This window comes from Pseudomonas sp. TSRC2-2 (assembly GCF_049897785.1).
In the GTDB taxonomy this organism is placed as follows: domain Bacteria; phylum Pseudomonadota; class Gammaproteobacteria; order Pseudomonadales; family Pseudomonadaceae; genus Aquipseudomonas.
Genome location: NZ_JAFCWZ010000010.1, coordinates 112496 through 130126, shown reverse-complemented (window position 1 = coordinate 130126; position 17631 = coordinate 112496). Strand labels below are relative to the sequence as shown.

At 61.3% G+C, this 17631-nt stretch carries 14 protein-coding genes; all 14 read left to right on the top strand.

Features of this window, described 5'->3' with window-relative positions; genetic code table 11:
* Positions 1-24 precede the first annotated feature (24 nt).
* On the top strand, positions 25-471 hold the full coding sequence (locus ACP7D9_RS20490; RefSeq protein WP_041480975.1) for a DUF411 domain-containing protein: 447 nt from the start codon (positions 25-27) through the stop codon (positions 469-471).
* Positions 471-905, top strand: a complete 435-nt coding sequence (locus tag ACP7D9_RS20485) for a YqaA family protein (protein ID WP_101159542.1) — start codon at positions 471-473, stop codon at positions 903-905. Before ACP7D9_RS20490 ends, ACP7D9_RS20485 begins: the two co-directional genes overlap by 1 nt.
* A gap of 86 nt (positions 906-991) precedes the next feature.
* Positions 992-2038: an alpha/beta fold hydrolase gene (locus ACP7D9_RS20480; protein WP_426159402.1), complete on the top strand. Its 1047-nt coding sequence runs from the start codon at positions 992-994 to the stop codon at positions 2036-2038.
* A gap of 12 nt (positions 2039-2050) precedes the next feature.
* Positions 2051-3004 carry a D-2-hydroxyacid dehydrogenase family protein gene (locus ACP7D9_RS20475; protein WP_426159401.1) on the top strand — a complete coding sequence of 318 codons (954 nt, stop codon included), beginning with the start codon at positions 2051-2053 and terminating at the stop codon, positions 3002-3004.
* Positions 3005-3593: 589 nt separating this feature from the next.
* Complete coding sequence (glgA, locus tag ACP7D9_RS20470; RefSeq protein ID WP_039760491.1) at positions 3594-5180, top strand: glycogen synthase GlgA; 1587 nt, start codon at positions 3594-3596, stop codon at positions 5178-5180.
* A gap of 17 nt (positions 5181-5197) precedes the next feature.
* Positions 5198-7000 (top strand): malto-oligosyltrehalose trehalohydrolase, encoded by a 1803-nt coding sequence (gene treZ / locus ACP7D9_RS20465; protein ID WP_426159400.1) that lies wholly within the window; start codon positions 5198-5200, stop codon positions 6998-7000.
* Positions 6997-9075, top strand: coding sequence for a 4-alpha-glucanotransferase (gene malQ / locus ACP7D9_RS20460; RefSeq protein WP_426159398.1), 2079 nt, complete (start codon positions 6997-6999; stop codon positions 9073-9075). The genes treZ and malQ overlap by 4 nt, the downstream gene beginning before the upstream one ends.
* Complete coding sequence (locus ACP7D9_RS20455; RefSeq protein ID WP_426159397.1) at positions 9072-11846, top strand: malto-oligosyltrehalose synthase; 2775 nt, start codon at positions 9072-9074, stop codon at positions 11844-11846. The genes malQ and ACP7D9_RS20455 overlap by 4 nt, the downstream gene beginning before the upstream one ends.
* Positions 11847-11867: 21 nt before the next feature.
* Positions 11868-12215, top strand: a complete 348-nt coding sequence (locus ACP7D9_RS20450) for a DUF2934 domain-containing protein (protein WP_101159536.1) — start codon at positions 11868-11870, stop codon at positions 12213-12215.
* A 180-nt stretch (positions 12216-12395) separates the two neighbouring features.
* Positions 12396-14555 (top strand): glycogen debranching protein GlgX, encoded by a 2160-nt coding sequence (glgX, locus tag ACP7D9_RS20445; protein WP_101159535.1) that lies wholly within the window; start codon positions 12396-12398, stop codon positions 14553-14555.
* 1 nt (position 14556) lies between these two features.
* Positions 14557-15555 carry an acyl-CoA dehydrogenase family protein gene (locus tag ACP7D9_RS20440; RefSeq protein WP_101159534.1) on the top strand — a complete coding sequence of 333 codons (999 nt, stop codon included), beginning with the start codon at positions 14557-14559 and terminating at the stop codon, positions 15553-15555.
* Complete coding sequence (locus ACP7D9_RS20435) at positions 15552-16310, top strand: PIG-L deacetylase family protein (RefSeq protein WP_426159396.1); 759 nt, start codon at positions 15552-15554, stop codon at positions 16308-16310. The genes ACP7D9_RS20440 and ACP7D9_RS20435 overlap by 4 nt, the downstream gene beginning before the upstream one ends.
* Entirely contained in the window at positions 16307-16906 is a 600-nt protein-coding gene (locus ACP7D9_RS20430) for an SAM-dependent methyltransferase (RefSeq protein ID WP_426159395.1), read from the top strand. The genes ACP7D9_RS20435 and ACP7D9_RS20430 overlap by 4 nt, the downstream gene beginning before the upstream one ends.
* Positions 16903-17562, top strand: coding sequence for a glycosyltransferase (locus ACP7D9_RS20425; protein WP_426159394.1), 660 nt, complete (start codon positions 16903-16905; stop codon positions 17560-17562). Before ACP7D9_RS20430 ends, ACP7D9_RS20425 begins: the two co-directional genes overlap by 4 nt.
* The last annotated feature ends 69 nt before the right edge of the window (positions 17563-17631 follow it).

The following is a 17631-nucleotide window of genomic DNA, read 5'->3' as shown; positions in this document are numbered from 1 at the left end:
TCACCGAGTCGAGAGCCCATCCCCATGCGAAGCCAACTGCGTCTGCTCGCCCTGAGCGCCCTGTTCATCTCCTCCCTGGCGCAAGCCGCCGAACTGATCCCGATCGAAGTGCATCGCGATGCCAATTGCGGGTGCTGCAAAAAATGGATCAGCCATCTCGAAGCCAACGGTTTCAAAGTCGAAGACCACGTCGAAAGCGACATGAGCAGCTTTAAACAGCAGCACGGCGTACCGCCGCGCCTGGCGTCCTGCCATACCGCGATCATCAATGGCAAATTCGTCGAAGGTCATGTGCCGGCCGATCAAGTGCTGGCGCTGAGCAAGCGCGACGATCTGCTGGGCGTTGCCGCGCCAGGCATGCCGATGGGTTCGCCGGGGATGGAAATGGACGGCATGAGCGATGCGTACCAAGTGATCGGCCTGAAGAAGGACGGCGCTGACGTGGTGGTGGCGGATTACCCGGCCCGTTGATGGGTGCAGCCTACTTCGGTCTGTTCTTTGCCGCGTTTGGCGCGGCAACATTGCTGCCATTGCAATCCGAGGCGCTGCTGGTCGGTCTGATCATCAGTGAGCGATATTGGCTGTGGGGGCTGCTCGCGGTGGCGACGCTGGGCAACGTGCTCGGTTCACTGGTCAACTGGTGGCTGGGCCGTGGTCTCGAGCGTTTTCAGGATCGCCGCTGGTTCCCGGTCAGTCCGCGGCATATGACCACGGCGCGCAAGCATTACGAGCGCTATGGGCATTGGTCGCTGCTGCTCAGTTGGCTGCCGGTGATCGGCGATCCGCTGACCTTGATTGCCGGTGTCATGCGTGAGCCACTCGGGCGGTTTCTGCTGATCGTCACGCTCGCCAAAGGCGCGCGTTATGGCGTGCTGGCCTTGCTGACGCTGGGCTGGCTCGGTTGAACCAACCGCCCGCATGATTGCCATTGTTTAACGTCGGCGTAATCCCGGCCTTGCAGAGTCAGCCAATTTCCAAGGAGTTTGTGCTTATGTCCGTCACGCTTTCCCGCTGGCTGCCCGGCCTCGTCCTCAGCGCTGCACTGCCGCTAATGGCGCACGCAGCCACTGAAACCGCTCCCGCCGAAGGGCCTGCCTATGGCCCGCAGCTGCAAGGTTTCCAATATCCCTACACGCTTAAACATTTCGCCTTCGAATCCCAGGGGCAGAAACTGCAAATGGGTTACATGGATGTCGCCGCCAATGGCAAGGCCAACGGCCGCACCGTGGTGCTGATGCACGGCAAGAATTTCTGCGCAGCGACCTGGGACAGTTCGATCAAGGCCCTCAGCGATGCCGGTTACCGCGTCATCGCCCCAGACCAGATCGGCTTCTGTACATCCAGCAAACCTGAGCACTATCAGTACAGCTTCCAGCAACTGGCCACCAATACTCAGCAATTGCTCAAAGCGTTGGGTATCCAGAAAGCCACCCTCCTCGGCCACTCCACCGGCGGCATGCTCGCCACCCGTTATGCGCTGCTTTTTCCTGAGCAGGTCGATCAACTGGCGATGGTCAACCCGATCGGTCTGGAAGACTGGAAAGCCCTTGGCGTTCCATATCGCACCGTCGATCAGTGGTACCAGCGCGAGTTGAAGGTCACGGCCAAGGGTATTCGCGACTATGAGCGCACGACTTATTACGGCGGCCGCTGGAAGCCCGAATTTGATCGTTGGGTCGACATGCTCGCCGGCCTGAGCAAAGGCCCGGGCAAGACCCAGGTCGCGTGGAACTCGGCGCTGATCTACGACATGATCTTCACCCAGCCGGTGTACTACGAATTCAAGAATCTGAAGATGCCGACCCTGCTGCTGATCGGCACCTCCGACACCACCGCCATCGGCAAGGACCTCGCGCCGCCTGAGGTGAAAGCGAAGATCGGTCATTACGAAGTGCTCGGCAAACAGGTCGCCAAGCTGATTCCCCAGTCGACGCTGATCGAATTCCCGGGCATGGGCCATGCGCCGCAAATGGAAGAGCCGGAGAAATTTCATCAGGCGCTGCTCGGCTGGCTGGGCAAAACCCCTTCCGCTCCATGATGAGGTAAGCCGATGACGGTGCAGATTGCGGTGATTGACGACTGGCAGGACGTGGCCCGTGACGTGGTCGACTGGTCCGTGCTCGAGAGCATCGGTGAAGTAAGCTTTGTGCACGATTACCCGTCCGACAACGCCACGCTGGCCGAGCGCCTGGGCAAGTATCAGGTGATCTGCGTGATGCGCGAGCGCACGCGTTTCGACGCTGATCTGCTTGGGCGCTTGCCACAATTGAAGTTGCTGGTCACCGGCGGCATGCGCAATGCGGCGCTGGACATGTCAGCGGCAGCCGCGCTCGGCATCCAGGTCTGCGGCACCGACAGCTACAAACACGCCGCACCCGAACTGACGTGGGCGCTGATCATGGCGGCGACCCGTGATCTGGTCAAGGAAGCCAATGCCCTGCGCGCCGGCCAGTGGCAACAGGGCCTGGGCGGCGACCTGCATGGCAAGACGCTGGGAATTCTCGGTTTGGGCAGCATCGGCCAGCGAGTCGCGCAGTTCGGTCAGGTGTTCGGCATGCGGGTGATTGCCTGGAGCGAAAACCTCACGGCCGAACGTGCCGAAAATGCCGGCGTGACGTACGTCAGCAAGCAGCAATTGTTCGAGCAGGCCGACGTGCTGTCGGTGCATCTGGTGCTCAGCGAGCGCAGTCGGGGCCTGGTCGATGCCCAGGCGCTTGGCTGGATGAAACCGACCGCGCTGCTGGTCAACACCGCGCGCGGGCCAATCGTCGATGAAGCCGCGCTGATCAAGGCGCTGCAGAAACAACGCATTGCCGGCGCGGCGCTGGACGTATTCGACCAAGAGCCTTTGCCGGCTCTGCACCCGTTTCGCACGCTGGAAAACGTCCTCGCTACGCCGCATGTGGGCTATGTCAGCCGACAGAATTACGAGCAGTTCTTCGGGCAGATGATCGAGGATATTCAGGCGTGGGCGGCTGGAGAGCCGGTGCGATTGTTGAATTGAGTCTTTCATTTGAGAGGTTCAGCGCTCAACCGGCCGATTCGTGAACAGGCTCGCTTCCACAGGGTGTACGCGTGCCGATGTGGGAGCGGGCCTGTTCGCGGAGAGGCCATCATCGACACTACACCAGAATGTTCTCGCACCAAAACGGTGCTATCCGCCCATCCCCTAGCACAAAATCGTGACTAACCAGTCACCGTTTTGGCCCACTCCGGACGAAAAACATGCCCTTCGTCGGAGCATTCGCCCTCTCAAACCCTCGTTCACATACCGACACAACCGATTGTCGAACAATTTACCCCTTTGCCCTGACCCGCTCTAGGATCTGGCCTAGACTGATTTTTCAGTGGCCAAACCACTCGGTCATACCGACGAAAAAAAGTCGAAACTTTTGCTTCACGCCACAGGTCATCAGAACAACTGGGCGAAAGCGACTGGTGTAATCCTTGCAACGGCCTCACCACCCATTCTGCTTGCGCGTGTTGGGTCAGCATTTGCTCACCGATGCGTGGCGCCTTTGCGCCCGGCCACAGGACTTGGCCACGAAACAGCTTGTTCGAGACAAGAATCAGATCACACACGGGAGATACATATGATCAGTGCGGCATTGGATATTCAGGGAGAGCGTGCTCACCAGTCGCTTGGAGAATCGAGCACCATCAGTGTTCCCGGCAGCCGACAGATCAACGTACCCGGCACCAAGACGCTTGCTCCGGTAGCAAGCCAGAATCCCAACAAGAAAAAAGTGTTGTTTGTGACGTCGGAGATCGCCGATCTGGTCAAGACCGGTGGCCTCGGCGACGTTTCCGCCGCCCTGCCCCGGGCCATGGCCCATCTGCACGATGTGCGAGTGTTGATTCCCGGTTACCCGCAAGTGGTGCACAGCGAAAACCCGATCCACATTATCGGCGAGCTGGGTGGCCACGCCGCGCTGCCACCTTGCAAAATCGGTCGCATGGACATGCCCGATGGCCTGGTGATCTATGTGTTGATCTGCCCTGAATTGTATGAGCGCGAAGGTGGCCCTTACGGCGCCAACAACGGTCGCGACTGGCCGGACAACCATATCCGCTTCGCCCGTCTCGGCCTCGCTGCTGCCGATATCGCCGCCAACCTTGCGCAAATCCACTGGCGCCCGGATCTGGTGCACGCGCATGACTGGCCGGCTGGCCTCGCGCCCGCTTACATGCACTGGCGCGGGCAACGCACGCCGACCCTGTTCACCATTCACAACCTGGCCTATCAGGGCGTGACCAGCCTCGGTTCCTGCCCGGAGCTGGGGATTCCCGCCCATGCGCTGCAACAGGAAGGCATGGAGTTCTACGGCAAGATGTCGTTCCTCAAGGCCGGCATGGCCTATTCGAGCCACATCACCACCGTCAGCGCCACTTACGCGCAGGAAATCACTACTCCGGACTTCGGCTGCGGCCTCGACGGGTTCCTCGCTGCCAAAACCCAGCAAGGCCTGCTCAGCGGTATCCCGAACGGTATTGATGAGAGCTGGGATTCGGCAACCGATCCACACCTGTTTGCCCCGTTCGCCATCGGCGACTGGGAAGGCAAAGCGGTCAACGCCGCTCACGTCCGTGAACTGTTTGGCTTGCATGACTCCACCGGCCCACTGTTCGCCGTGGTCTCGCGGTTGGTCTATCAGAAAGGCCTCGACCTGACTGAAGCGGTGTCCGAGTTCATCGTGCAGAACGGTGGCCAGATCGCGATCATCGGTCGTGGCGAGCCGGAAGAAGAACAAGCCATGCGCGAGCTGGCCCTGCGCTTCCCTGGCCAGATCGGTGTGCGCATCGGCTTCAACGAAACCGACGCGCGGCGCATGTTCGCCGGCAGCGACTTCCTGTTGATGCCTTCACGCTACGAACCTTGCGGCTTGAGCCAGATGTACGCCCAGCGTTTCGGCTCGCTGCCGGTGGCGCGCAATACCGGCGGCCTTGCCGACACCATCGAAAACGGCGTTACCGGGTTTCTCTTCGATGAATCCACCGTCGAGAGCTACAAGGAAGCCCTGAGCCGCGCGTTCAAGGTTTTCGCCTTCCCGGAACTGCTCAATGCCATGCGATGCCGGGCCATGGCCGCACCGTTCAACTGGAGCAAAGCAGTCGAACCGTACGCCGAACTTTACGAACAACTGGTCGCCAAGGCGTTGGGTAAAGCCAGCCATAAATAGCCAGGGAGTTGCAGAAAATGCCGTCAAGGACCCAAGAAACCTGGCCCCACGGCGCGATCATGCTGGATGCCGAACACACGCAGTTTGCGCTGTGGGCACCTGACGCGTTCTACGTCAGTGTGGAACTGGAAGCTGAAAGATCGTTGCCGATGCTGCCCCAGGGCGACGGTTGGTTTGTGATCAAGGCCAACTGCCCGGCGGGCAGCCGCTACCGTTACTGCATTGATGGCGAACTGGAGGTGCCCGACCCGGCCTCCAGGGCGCAGGATGGGGATCTCGACCGCCACAGCGTGGTGGTCGACCCGCATGCTTATCAATGGCGACACACGGCGTGGAATGGTCGGCCGTGGAGCGAAGCGGTGATCTACGAGTTGCACGTCGGTGCGCTCGGTGGTTTCGCTGAAGTCGAACAGCATCTGGCGCGGCTGGTTGCGCTGGGTGTTACCGCAATCGAATTGATGCCGCTGGCGCAATTCCCCGGTGATCGCAACTGGGGTTACGACGGCGTATTGCCCTACGCGCCCCAAGCCTCCTACGGCACTCCGGAGCAACTCAAACACCTGATCGACAGCGCCCACGGCCATGGCCTGGCGGTGATTCTCGACGTCGTCTACAACCACTTCGGTCCAGACGGCAATTATCTGCATCGTTACGCCAAAGGCTTTTTCCGCGAAGACAAACACACGCCTTGGGGCGCGGCGATCGACTTCCGTCGCCCCGAAGTTCGCGAGTTCTTCATTGAAAACGCGCTGATGTGGCTGCTCGAATACCGTTTCGACGGCTTGCGTCTGGATGCGGTGCACGCGATTGAAGACCCGGATTTTCTCAGCGATCTGGCGCGGCGCATTCGCCAGCAGATCGACCCGACCCGGCACGTCTGGCTGACCGTCGAGAACGAGCTGAACCAGTCGAGCCTGTTGGAAACCGATTACGACGCGCAGTGGAACGACGACGGCCACAATGCTCTGCATGTGCTGCTGACCGGCGAAACCGATGCGTATTACGCCGACTATGCCGCGCAACCCACCGAACAATTGGTGCGCTGCCTGAGCCAAGGCTTCGTGTTCCAGGGCCATATCACGCGTCATGGCGAGCCTCGCGGCGAACCTAGCGAGCATCTGCCCTCCACCGCCTTCGTGCTGTTTCTGCAGAATCATGACCAGATCGGCAACCGTGCCTTTGGCGAGCGTCTGCATCAGCTCGCCGACCCGCGTGCAGTGCAAGCGGCCACGGTGCTGTTGCTGCTGTCGCCGATGATTCCGCTGATCTTCATGGGCGACGAATTCGCTGCCGAGCAACCGTTTCTGTTTTTCACCAGCCACCACGGTGAGCTGGCAGAACTGGTGCGTGAAGGTCGGCGTAATGAGTTCGCCGCGTTCAGCGCCTTCACCGACCCGCACAAGCGCGAGCAGATTCCCGATCCGAATGCCGAGGACACCTTCCGCGCCTCGCAGCCGCGACTGGCTGGCAGTGGCACGCCGCTCCAACAGCAGACGCAAGAGCTCTACCGGCAACTGCTGCAGTTGCGTCACCAGTACATCATTCCCAATCTCTCCGGCACCCAGGCGCTGGGCGCGCAAATGCTCGGCTATGGCGCGGTCAGTGCACGCTGGCGACTGCGCAACGGCAGTGAGCTGCGAATTGACCTGAACCTCAGTGATACGCCAGTGGTCAACCCTGCACAGACCGAGACCGAGTGGCTGTTTCAACAGCCAGCCGCCATCGAACTGTCGGACCCGAACCAACTGCCGGCGTACACCGCGCTCGTCAGCCTCACGGCCGCACCCGTTATGCACCCCCTGGATGGAGAGCGCCTATGAGCGATGCGCAACTGGAAATACTCGCCAGTCGAGCCGGCCTGGCCGTCGACTGGATCGACGCCAACGGGCGTCAGCAAAAAGTCGCTCCTGCTGTGTTGCGCAATGTCCTCATCGGACTCGGCCACCCGGCCAGCACCGCGCAAGAAATCGATGCCAGCCTGCTGGAATTGCAAGAAGTTCAGCAAGACCGCCATTTACCGCCCCTACTGACCTGCGACGTAGGCGTTGCGCTCGACCTGAGTCGCTATTTTTCACCGGACACGCCCTGCGAAATTCATCTTGAAGATGGCTCGCAGATGAACCTCAAACTGGATAACGAGGCGATGTTGCCCGGCCTGATTCCGGTCGGTTATCAGCAAGTGCACATCGGCGATCAGTATTTCACGCTGGCCGTTGCGCCCGAGCGCTGCTTCAGCGTGGGCGATGCCGTCGATAGCCCAATCCCTCGCGCCTGGGGCCTGAGCGCACAACTGTATGCGTTGCGCCGGCCAGGCGATGGGGGTTTCGGCGATACGCAGGCGCTGGAAGAACTGGTCCGCGTGGCTGGCGAGCGCGGCGCCGATGCCCTGGCGATCAGCCCGATGCACGCAATGTTCAGCGCCGACACCAGCCGCTACAGCCCTTATTCGCCATCGAGCCGCTTGTTTCTCAATTCACTGTATGCCGCCCCGGGCAGCATTCTCGGCGAACGCGCCTTGCGTGACGCGATCGATGCCAGTGGCCTGGCCGCTCAATTCGAGCAGCTGGAAAATCTCAAACTGATCGACTGGCCGGCTGCCGCCGAAGCCAAGCAGAAACTGCTGCAAGCCTTGTATGACGGCTTTATCGCTGGCGAACACCCGCTGCATGCCGACTTCGCCAGTTTTCGTCACTGCGGTGGCGAAGCGCTGGAAAACCATTGCCGCTTCGAAGCGATTCAGCAAATGCGTGCCGCCCGTGGCGAAAGCCTCGACTGGCGCGAATGGCCGGAGCACTGGCACGACCCGCGCGGCGCGGCGCTGAGTGCTTTTGCCGAAGAATATGCCGAGCGCATCGGCTATTTCGCCTTCTGCCAATGGCTGATTCATCGCTGCCTGGAGCGTGCACAAACTGCCGCGCGCAGTGCCGGCATGGGTATCGGCCTGATCGCCGACCTCGCCGTCGGTGCGGACGGCGCTGGCAGTCAGGCCTGGAGTTTTCAGGACGAATTGCTCGCCTCGCTGACCGTGGGCGCGCCGCCGGACATTCTCAATCGCAGCGGCCAGGGCTGGGGCATCTCCGCGTTCTCCCCTGAAGGGCTGATTCGGAATGGCTTCCGTGCCTTCATCGACATGCTGCGGGCCAACTTCGCCCACGCAGGCGGCTTGCGCATCGACCATGTCATGGGGCTGCAGCGTTTGTGGGTGATCCCCAACGGCGCTGATCCGGCCGACGGTGCCTATCTGTATTACCCGTTTGACGACATGCTGCGCCTGCTGACCCTCGAATCGCACCGACATCAAGCCATCGTGCTGGGTGAAGACCTCGGCACCGTGCCGGAAGGCCTGCGCGAAAAACTTGCCGCGCGTTCGATCCTGGGCATGCGCGTGCTGTTGTTCGAACAGGACAACACTCGCTTCAAACCGATTCTCGACTGGCCCGATGACGCGCTGGCCACCACCAGCACCCATGACCTGCCGACGCTCAATGGCTGGTGGCATGGACGCGATATCGACTGGAATGCGCGCCTCGGTCTGGTCGACGCCAACGGTGAAATCGACTGGCGCCGGCACCGCGAGCGTGAGCGCGAGGGCCTGCGCGATGCGCTGCGGCAGGATCCGCAGAACTTCCGCGAAGAGTCCCATGAAGCCGACCAAGTGGTCGATGCCAGCATCCGTTTCCTCGGCCACACCCGCGCGCCGCTGGTGCTGCTACCGCTGGATGATGCCCTGGGTATCGATGAACAGGCGAATCTGCCCGGCACCACTGACTCACATCCGAACTGGTCGCGACGTTTGCCCGGTCCCAGCGAAGCGTTGCTGGACGGCCCCGATGCCGCCCGCCGCCTGGAACTGCTGGCCTGCGCGCGCCTTCAAGCCACTGAGCGTGACCAATGAATCAACAGCTTATCGAGCCATTGCGCGCCACGTTGCGCCTGCAATTTCATAAAGGTTTTACCCTCGAGCAAGCGGTGCCACTGGTGCCGTATTTCGCCCGACTCGGCATCAGTCACATCTATGCTTCCCCGCTGCTGGCCGCGCGCGCCGGGTCGATGCACGGCTACGACGTGGTCGACCCCACTCAGGTCAACCCTGAGCTGGGCGGCGAGCCGGCTTTGCGTCGACTGGTCAGCACCCTGCGCGAACACAACATGGGGCTGATCCTCGACATCGTATCCAACCACATGGCCGTGGGCGGCAACGACAATCCGTGGTGGCTCGACTTGCTGGAATGGGGCCGTCTGAGTCCGTACGGCGAGTTCTTCGACATTCAGTGGCACTCGCCGGACCCGTTGATGGAAGGCCAGTTGCTGTTGCCGTTCCTCGGCAGCGACTACGGCGTGGCGCTGCAGGAAGGCACGCTCAAGCTCAAGTTCAATGCGCAGACCGGCAGTTTCTACGTCGAGCATTACGACCATCACTTCCCGATCTGCCCGAACAATTATGGGGAGCTACTTAAATCCGACGACGCGCTCAAATCCCTGGCCGATCGTTTCAGCACGCTCAGCTACCAGACTGATGCCCATTCGCTGGCGATGCCGCTAAAGGAAGAACTGCGGCAACTGGCCAGCGATCCGCACGTTCTCCAAGCCATCGAAAACAATCTCGCTCAGTACGATTCCACCCGCGAGGAAGGCTTCCACAAACTTCACGAATTGCTCGAACGGCAAAGCTATCGCCTGGCCAGTTGGCGCACAGCGGCGGACGACATCAACTGGCGGCGCTTCTTCGATATCAATGAGCTGGGCGGCCTGCGCGTCGAGCGTCCGGCGGTGTTCGAAGCAACCCACGGCAAAATCTTCCAGCTGATCGAAGAAGGTCTGGTCGATGGCTTGCGTATCGACCACATCGACGGCCTCGCCGACCCGCGTGGTTACTGCCGTAAATTGCGCCGTCGTCTTGACCATCTGGCACCGGGACGTCATCTGCCTATCTATGTCGAAAAGATTCTCGGCGAAGGCGAAACCCTGCGCCGCGACTGGAGCGTGGACGGCACCACGGGTTACGAGTTCATGAATCAGCTGTCGCTGCTGCAACATGATCCGGACGGCGAACAGGTGCTCGGCGAACTCTGGCAGCGCCGCACCGAGCGCCCGGCCGCGTTTATCGAAGAGGCGCAACTGGCCCGGCAACAAATCCTCAATGGTTCACTGGCCAGCGACTTCGAAAGCGTCGCGCAGGCGCTGCACCAGGTGGCGCGTGATGACTTGATGACCCGCGACCTGACCCTTGGCGCAATCCGCCGCGTGCTGCACGCCCTGATCGTGCATTTCCCGGTTTACCGCACTTACATCAGCGCCATGGGTCGCTCGGAGCAGGACGAAGCAATCTTCCAGCACGCCATGGACGGTGCGCGGCAAGCCCTCAGCGAAGCAGACTGGCCGGTGCTCGATTCGGTCGCCGGCTGGCTCGGCGGCACGCCGTGGCGCCGCAAGCCGCGCGGGCGCTCGCGCAAGATCCTCAAGCATGCCTGTGTGCGCTTCCAGCAGTTGACCTCGCCGGCGGCCGCCAAAGCCGTGGAAGACACCGCGCTGTATCGCTCGGCGGTGCTGCTGTCGCGCAACGATGTCGGTTACAACACCGAGCAATTCAGCGCGCCGGTCAGCGAGTTCCACGAGGTCAATCAACGACGCATGGCAGAGTTCCCTGACAACCTGCTGGCCACCGCGACCCACGATCACAAACGCGGCGAAGACACCCGCGCCCGGCTGGCCGTCCTCAGCGAGCGCAGCCATTGGTACGCCGACCAGGTCGAACTGTGGCGCGCCCTCGCCCGCCCGGTACGCATCGAAGATGAAGCGCCGTCCGCGGGTGACGAACTGATTCTGTATCAGGCCTTGCTCGGTAGCTGGCCACTGGACTTGCGTGACGATGACGAGGCTGGTTTCGCCGATTACGCCAAGCGCATCTGGCAATGGCAGCAGAAAGCTCTGCGTGAAGCCAAGCTGCAAAGTAGCTGGAGCGCGCCGAACGAAGCCTACGAAAACGCAGCACAGGCCTTTACGGAAAAACTGCTCACCGGCGAAGAAGGCCAATTGCTGCGTGCAGCGCTGAGCAAGACCGTCAACAGCATTGCCGCTGCCGGCGCGCTCAACGGGCTGGCGCAAACCTTGCTGCGCATGACCGTGCCTGGCGTGCCGGATTTGTATCAGGGCAACGAGTACTGGGACTTCAGCCTGGTTGATCCGGATAACCGCCGGCCTGTGGACTACGCCGCCCGCGAGCAATCCCTGCAGGCATCCGTGCCGCCAGCAGAACTGCTGAAGAACTGGCGTGACGGGCGCATCAAGCAGGCGCTGATCAGCGCTGTGCTGAATCTGCGCAAGGACCACAGCGAGCTGTTGCGCCGTGGCGATTATCAGCCGCTGCAAGTGCTGGGCAGTCAGGCCCATAACGTGCTGGCATTCGCACGTGAACATGAAGGCGTGCGGGCCATTGTGGTGGTGCCGGTGCGCTGCGCGACATTGCTGGAAAACAGTGCCATCCCGCAGGTCGATGCGCTGCGCTGGGGCGATACGCGGGTGGTTTTACCGTCTGCCGCGTCGAACGCAAACCTGAAGGGACTTTTTGACAGCAGCGTAGTCACACAAAACAGGGAGCTGAATGTCAGCGAAGCGCTGGGGGATGTCCCGGTCAATCTCTTTATCCAACACTTGACACAAGCATGAGTTCAGTTCAGGAGCATTGCGATGAGCACCGACGATAAACGCATTCGCGAATTCGCCTATCAGATCTGGGAGTCGGAAGGTAAGCCGGAAGGTCAGGAAGAACGTCATTGGGAGATGGCGCGCAAACTGGCTGAAGCCGAGGCGCTGGCGCCGAAGAAGCCACCGAAAGCGGCTGGCAGCAAGGTGGCAGGCAAGACTACAGCGGCCAAGAGCGCCGAGGCCAAAACCCTCGACGCTAAAACACCGACAGCCGCCAAAGCCAAACCAGCGGGCAAAGCCAAGCCTGCCGCGACGCCCAAAGTAGTCCCGCCGGGCGAAAAGGTTGCGCAGAAAAAGCCGCGAGCCCCGCGAAAGCCTCCGGCGATCTGACACCGTCCACGATTATTGAACTGAACGACTGTGTGGCGAGCTTGCTCGCCACAAGGGGTTTTTGCGCCCCGAAGAAAGCCACTCCCACCATGGGAGAAAAAACAATTCCTTATGGGAGCAAGCTCGCTCTCACAAGGTAAGCCCATTGCCTGAACCGTCCCGTTTTTTGCAGGAGCAATCATGACCCGTCCAAAGAAAGCCGAACCCGCTGCGCACGCTGAGCCGTCGAGAATCCGTGAAGGCCTGCCCTTCCCGCTCGGTGCAACCTGGGATGGTCTGGGGGTGAACTTTGCTCTGTTTTCCGCCAACGCTACCAAAGTCGAGCTGTGCATTTTCGATGACAGCGGCGAAGTGGAACTCGAGCGTATCGAGCTGCCGGAATACACCGATGAGATCTATCACGGCTACCTGCCCGATGCGCATCCGGGGCTGATCTACGGCTACCGTGTTTACGGTCCTTACGATCCGGCCAACGGTCACCGCTTCAACCACAACAAATTGTTGATCGACCCGTACGCCAAGCAATTGGTGGGCGAGCTGAAATGGTCGGAAGCATTGTTTGGCTACACCATCGGCCACCCCGACGCCGATCTCAGCTTCGACGAGCGCGACAGCGCGCCGTTCGTGCCCAAGTGCAAGGTCATCGATCCGGCGCATACGTGGGGCAACGACCATCGCGTCAGCGTGCCGTGGGACAAGACCATCATTTACGAAACCCACGTGCGCGGCATCAGCATGCGCCACCCTTCGGTACCGGAAAACCTGCGTGGCACTTTTGGCGGCCTGATGGTTGACGACGTGCTCGAGCACATCCGCAAGCTCGGCGTGTCCTCCGTTGAACTGCTGCCGATCCATGCCTTCGTCAACGATCAGCACCTGCTGCAGAAAGGCATGACCAACTATTGGGGCTACAACAGCATCGCCTTCTTCGCCCCGGATCCACGTTATCTGGCCAGTGGCAAGATTGCCGAATTCAAGGAAATGGTCGCGCACCTGCACGATGCAAATCTCGAAGTGATTCTCGACGTGGTGTACAACCACACCGCCGAAGGCAACGAGCAAGGCCCGACCCTGTCGATGCGTGGTATCGACAACGCCTCCTATTACCGCTTGATGCCGGACGACAAGCGCTACTACATCAACGACTCCGGCACCGGCAACACGCTGGACTTGAGCCATCCGTGCGTCCTGCAAATGGTCACCGACTCCCTGCGCTACTGGGCCAGCGAGATGCACGTCGACGGTTTCCGCTTCGACCTGGCGACCATTCTTGGCCGTTACCATGACGGCTTCGACGAGCGCCACAGCTTCCTCGTCGCCTGCCGCCAGGACCCGGTGCTGCGTCAGGTGAAGATGATCGCCGAGCCTTGGGACTGTGGCCCCGGCGGCTATCAGGTCGGCAACTTCCCGCCGGGCTGGGTCGAATGGAACGACAAGTTCCGCGACACCGTGCGTGCGTTCTGGAAAGGTGACGACGCTCAGCTTGCCGATTTCGCCAGCCGCATGACCGCTTCCGGCGAGATGTTCAATCAGCGCGGGCGCCGCCCGTATTCGTCGGTGAACTTCATCACCGCCCATGACGGCTTCACCCTGAACGATCTGGTCTCGTACAACGACAAGCACAACGAGGCCAACGATGAGAACAATCAGGACGGCAGCAATAACAACCTGTCGTGGAACCACGGTGTTGAAGGCCCGACCGACGATCCGGAAATCAACGCTCTGCGTCACCGGCAAATGCGTAACTTCTTCGCCACCCTGCTGCTGGCTCAAGGCACACCGATGATCGTCGCCGGGGATGAGTTCGCACGCACCCAGGATGGCAACAACAACGCTTACTGCCAGGACAGCGAAATCGGTTGGGTCAATTGGGATCTGAGCGAGGACGGCAAGGCGCTGCTGAAATTCGTCAAACGCTTGATCAAGCTGCGTCTGACCTATCCGATCCTGCGCCGTGGGCGCTTCCTCGTCGGCGAATATAACGAAGACATTGGCGTTAAAGACGTGACCTGGCTGGCTCCGGACGCCACCGAGATGACCACCGAGCATTGGCACGATGCGCACAATCGCTGTCTGGGCATGCTGCTCGATGGCCGCGCACAGGAAACCGGCATCCGCCGCAAAGGTGCCGACGCAACCCTGCTGCTGGTAGTCAACGCGCACCACGACATCGTCAACTTCACGTTGCCGGAAGTACCGGATGGTGGCTTCTGGACCTGCATGATCGACACCAATCAGCCGTCGATTCGCGGCCAGGAACGCTTCGACTTCGGCCATGAGTATTCAGTGACCGGACGTTCGCTGCTGCTGTTCGAACTGCAACGCGACGAAGAAGAGTGATATGGACTTTCAACATTATCTGGCCCGCCGTCCGCCAGATTACGCTGACACCAACGCCCTCGGCCGTTGCCTGCGCGCCATGGTCGAGGCGGGACTCGACCGCTTGCCGTTGCCTGGCAGCGGTCACACGCTGGAGCGTTTTCAGCGTCTTTCGGAGGTCGGCGGACACGATCTGGGGTTATGCAAGCTCTATGAAGGTCACACCGATGCGCTGGCGATCATCGAGCAGTTGGGTGGCACGCCAACGCCGGGCAGCACGTGGGGAATGTGGGCTGCCGAACCGCCGCAGGCACGGGTGAAAGTCACGCCGTCCGGGCAGATGGTGACGCTGAACGGACGCAAGGCATGGTGTTCTGGCGCTGCGGTGCTCAGCCACGCCTTGCTCACTGCGTGGGACGCTGACGATCAGCAGCAACTGGTGGCAGTCGCGCTGGATCAGCCTGGCGTGACCATCACCGATCAAGGCTGGCAAGCAGTGGGCATGGCGGCAACCGGAAGCGTCGAAGTGCTGTTCGACAACGCCGAAGCGCAGGCCATCGGCAATCCCGGCGATTACCTGCAGCGGCCGGGTTTCTGGCAAGGCGGAATCGGTATTGCGGCTTGCTGGTACGGCGCTTCGCGGCGGATTGCCGAAGGGCTGCGCCAGCATTGCGCGCAACGCGATGAACCGCATGCCCTCGCCCACCTCGGCGCGACTGACACCGCACTGCAAGCGGCTGCCGATGTGTTGCGTTTCAGCGCCTTGCAAATCGATGCGCAACCTGAGGCTGACGCCCAATTGCTGGCCCGCCGCGCCCGCGCCGTGGTCGAACAATCTGCCGAGCAGGTAATGCGTGAAGTCGGGCGGGCACTGGGGGCCGGGCCGTTTTGTCAGGATCGGCATTTCGCGCGACTGAGCGCCGACTTGCCGGTGTTTCTGCGCCAGAGTCACGCCGAACGCGACCTTGCCGCACTGGGCCAGCAAATTGCTGGCCAGTCCTGCGAGGTCTGGGCGTTATGAAGGACAACCCGATCGTCGGCCAAGGCACTTCGCTGCAGCAATGGCAGGGTTCGCGGCGTCTGGCCGAGCTGCCCGCCATCGACATTCTTGACCTCGTACCGCTGGGCTCGCGCGCGGTAATCATCGCGCCGCATCCAGATGACGAAGTGCTTGGCTGCGGCGGCATCATGCAGTTGCTCGCTGCCGCCGGGCGACCGCTGCAGTTGATCTCGGTTACCGATGGCAGCGCCAGCCACCCCGGCTCGCAACGCTGGACGGTCGAACGCCTGAGTGTGGTGCGTCCGCAAGAGTCCGCCGAAGCGCTGCGGCGTCTTGGCTTGCCGATGCACAGCCTGAAATGGCTGCGCGGCGGTTTCACCGATACCCAAGTGGCGGCTCAGGAAACCGAGTTGAGCGAATTCATCGGCGGTTATCTGCATGCCAATGACGTGATCTTCACCACATGGCGCCAGGACGGCCACAGCGATCACGAGGCCGTCGGCCGCGCCAGTGTCGAAGCGGCACGGCGCGTCGGTGCGACCTGCCATGAACTCCCGGTCTGGACCTGGCACTGGGCAACCCCGGAAGACGCCTCGGTGCCATGGGATCGGGCGCGCAAGATTATCCTTTCACCGACACACATCGCACGCAAACGCCACGCGGCGCACGCTTTCGCCAGCCAGTTGGAAGGCGATCGCGACGTCGGACTCGGGCCAGTGCTCGCACCCTATGTGCTCGATCGTTTGCTGCAACCTTTTGAAGTGGTATTCCTTTGAGTGTCGATGACCGCTATTTCGACGGGCTGTTCGCTGGTAATGACGACCCTTGGGCGTTCCGCCAGCGCTGGTACGAGCAGCGAAAACGTGCGATCACTCTGGGTGCCTTGCCCCGACCGCGCTACAGGTCGGTTTTCGAGCCGGGTTGCGCCAATGGCGAACTGAGTGCGGAACTCGCTCCGCGCTGCGACCGCCTGCTGTGTTGCGACACAGCGAGCGCAGCGGTGAAGCTGGCGCGTACTCGCTTGAGCGTGTTCGAGCATGCCGAAGTCCGGCAGGGCCGCCTTCCGGTTGACTGGCCGGAGGAAAAATTCGACCTGATTGTATTCAGCGAAATCGGCTATTACCTCGATGAGAATGATCTGAGCGAAGTGATCCGCCGGATCAGTGCATCGCTGACCGCTGACGGCCAATTGCTTGCCTGCCACTGGCGACCGCCAATCGAAGGTTGCCCGCTGAATGCGCGCCAGGTACACGATCAGATCCACGATCAGTTGGCGTTGCCGCGTCTGGTGTTGCATCAGGAGGCGGATTTCATTCTCGAACTATGGAGCCGCGAGCCACGCTCGGTGGCGGCTCTGGAGGGCTTGCGTTGATCGGCATTGTAATTCCGGCGCACAACGAAGAGGCGCTGCTCGATGAATGTCTGCGCGCCGCCTTGCGTGCCAGCCAACATGCGCAGCTGGCCGGTGAGCCGGTGGAAATTCTCGTGGTACTGGATAGTTGCAGCGATGGCTCGGCGCAGATTGTCAGCGCTTATCCGGTGTTGAGCCTGCAGATCGATGCGCGCAACGTTGGCCAGGCCCGCGCCGTCGGTGCACGCCTGCTGCTCGAACGCGGTGCGCGCTGGATCGCCTGCACTGATGCCGATAGCCGCGTCGCCGATGACTGGCTGGCGGCGCAACTGGGGCTGGAAGCTGACGCGGTGTGCGGCACGGTCACCGTCGAGCACTGGCACGAGTCGATCGATGAAGCGACGCAGATTCGCTATCACCGCGATTATCAGGCTCGCGATGGCCATCGACATATTCACGGCGCCAACCTGGGTGTCAGTGCCGAGGCCTATCGCCTGGCCGGCGGCTTCAAACCGCTGACCTGTGATGAGGATGTGCAACTTGTCCATGCGCTGGAACGCAGCGGCGCCAATATCGCCTGGAGTCACCGGCCGCAGGTGCACACCAGCGCCCGCCTCGACAGTCGGGCCAAGGGCGGATTCGGTGACTTCCTGCGAAACCTGGCACAGTTGGAATAAAAAAATACGATTCAGATTGATCTGTGACGCGACGAATCCGTTGGCTTGAGCAATACTCTGCCTCGCGGT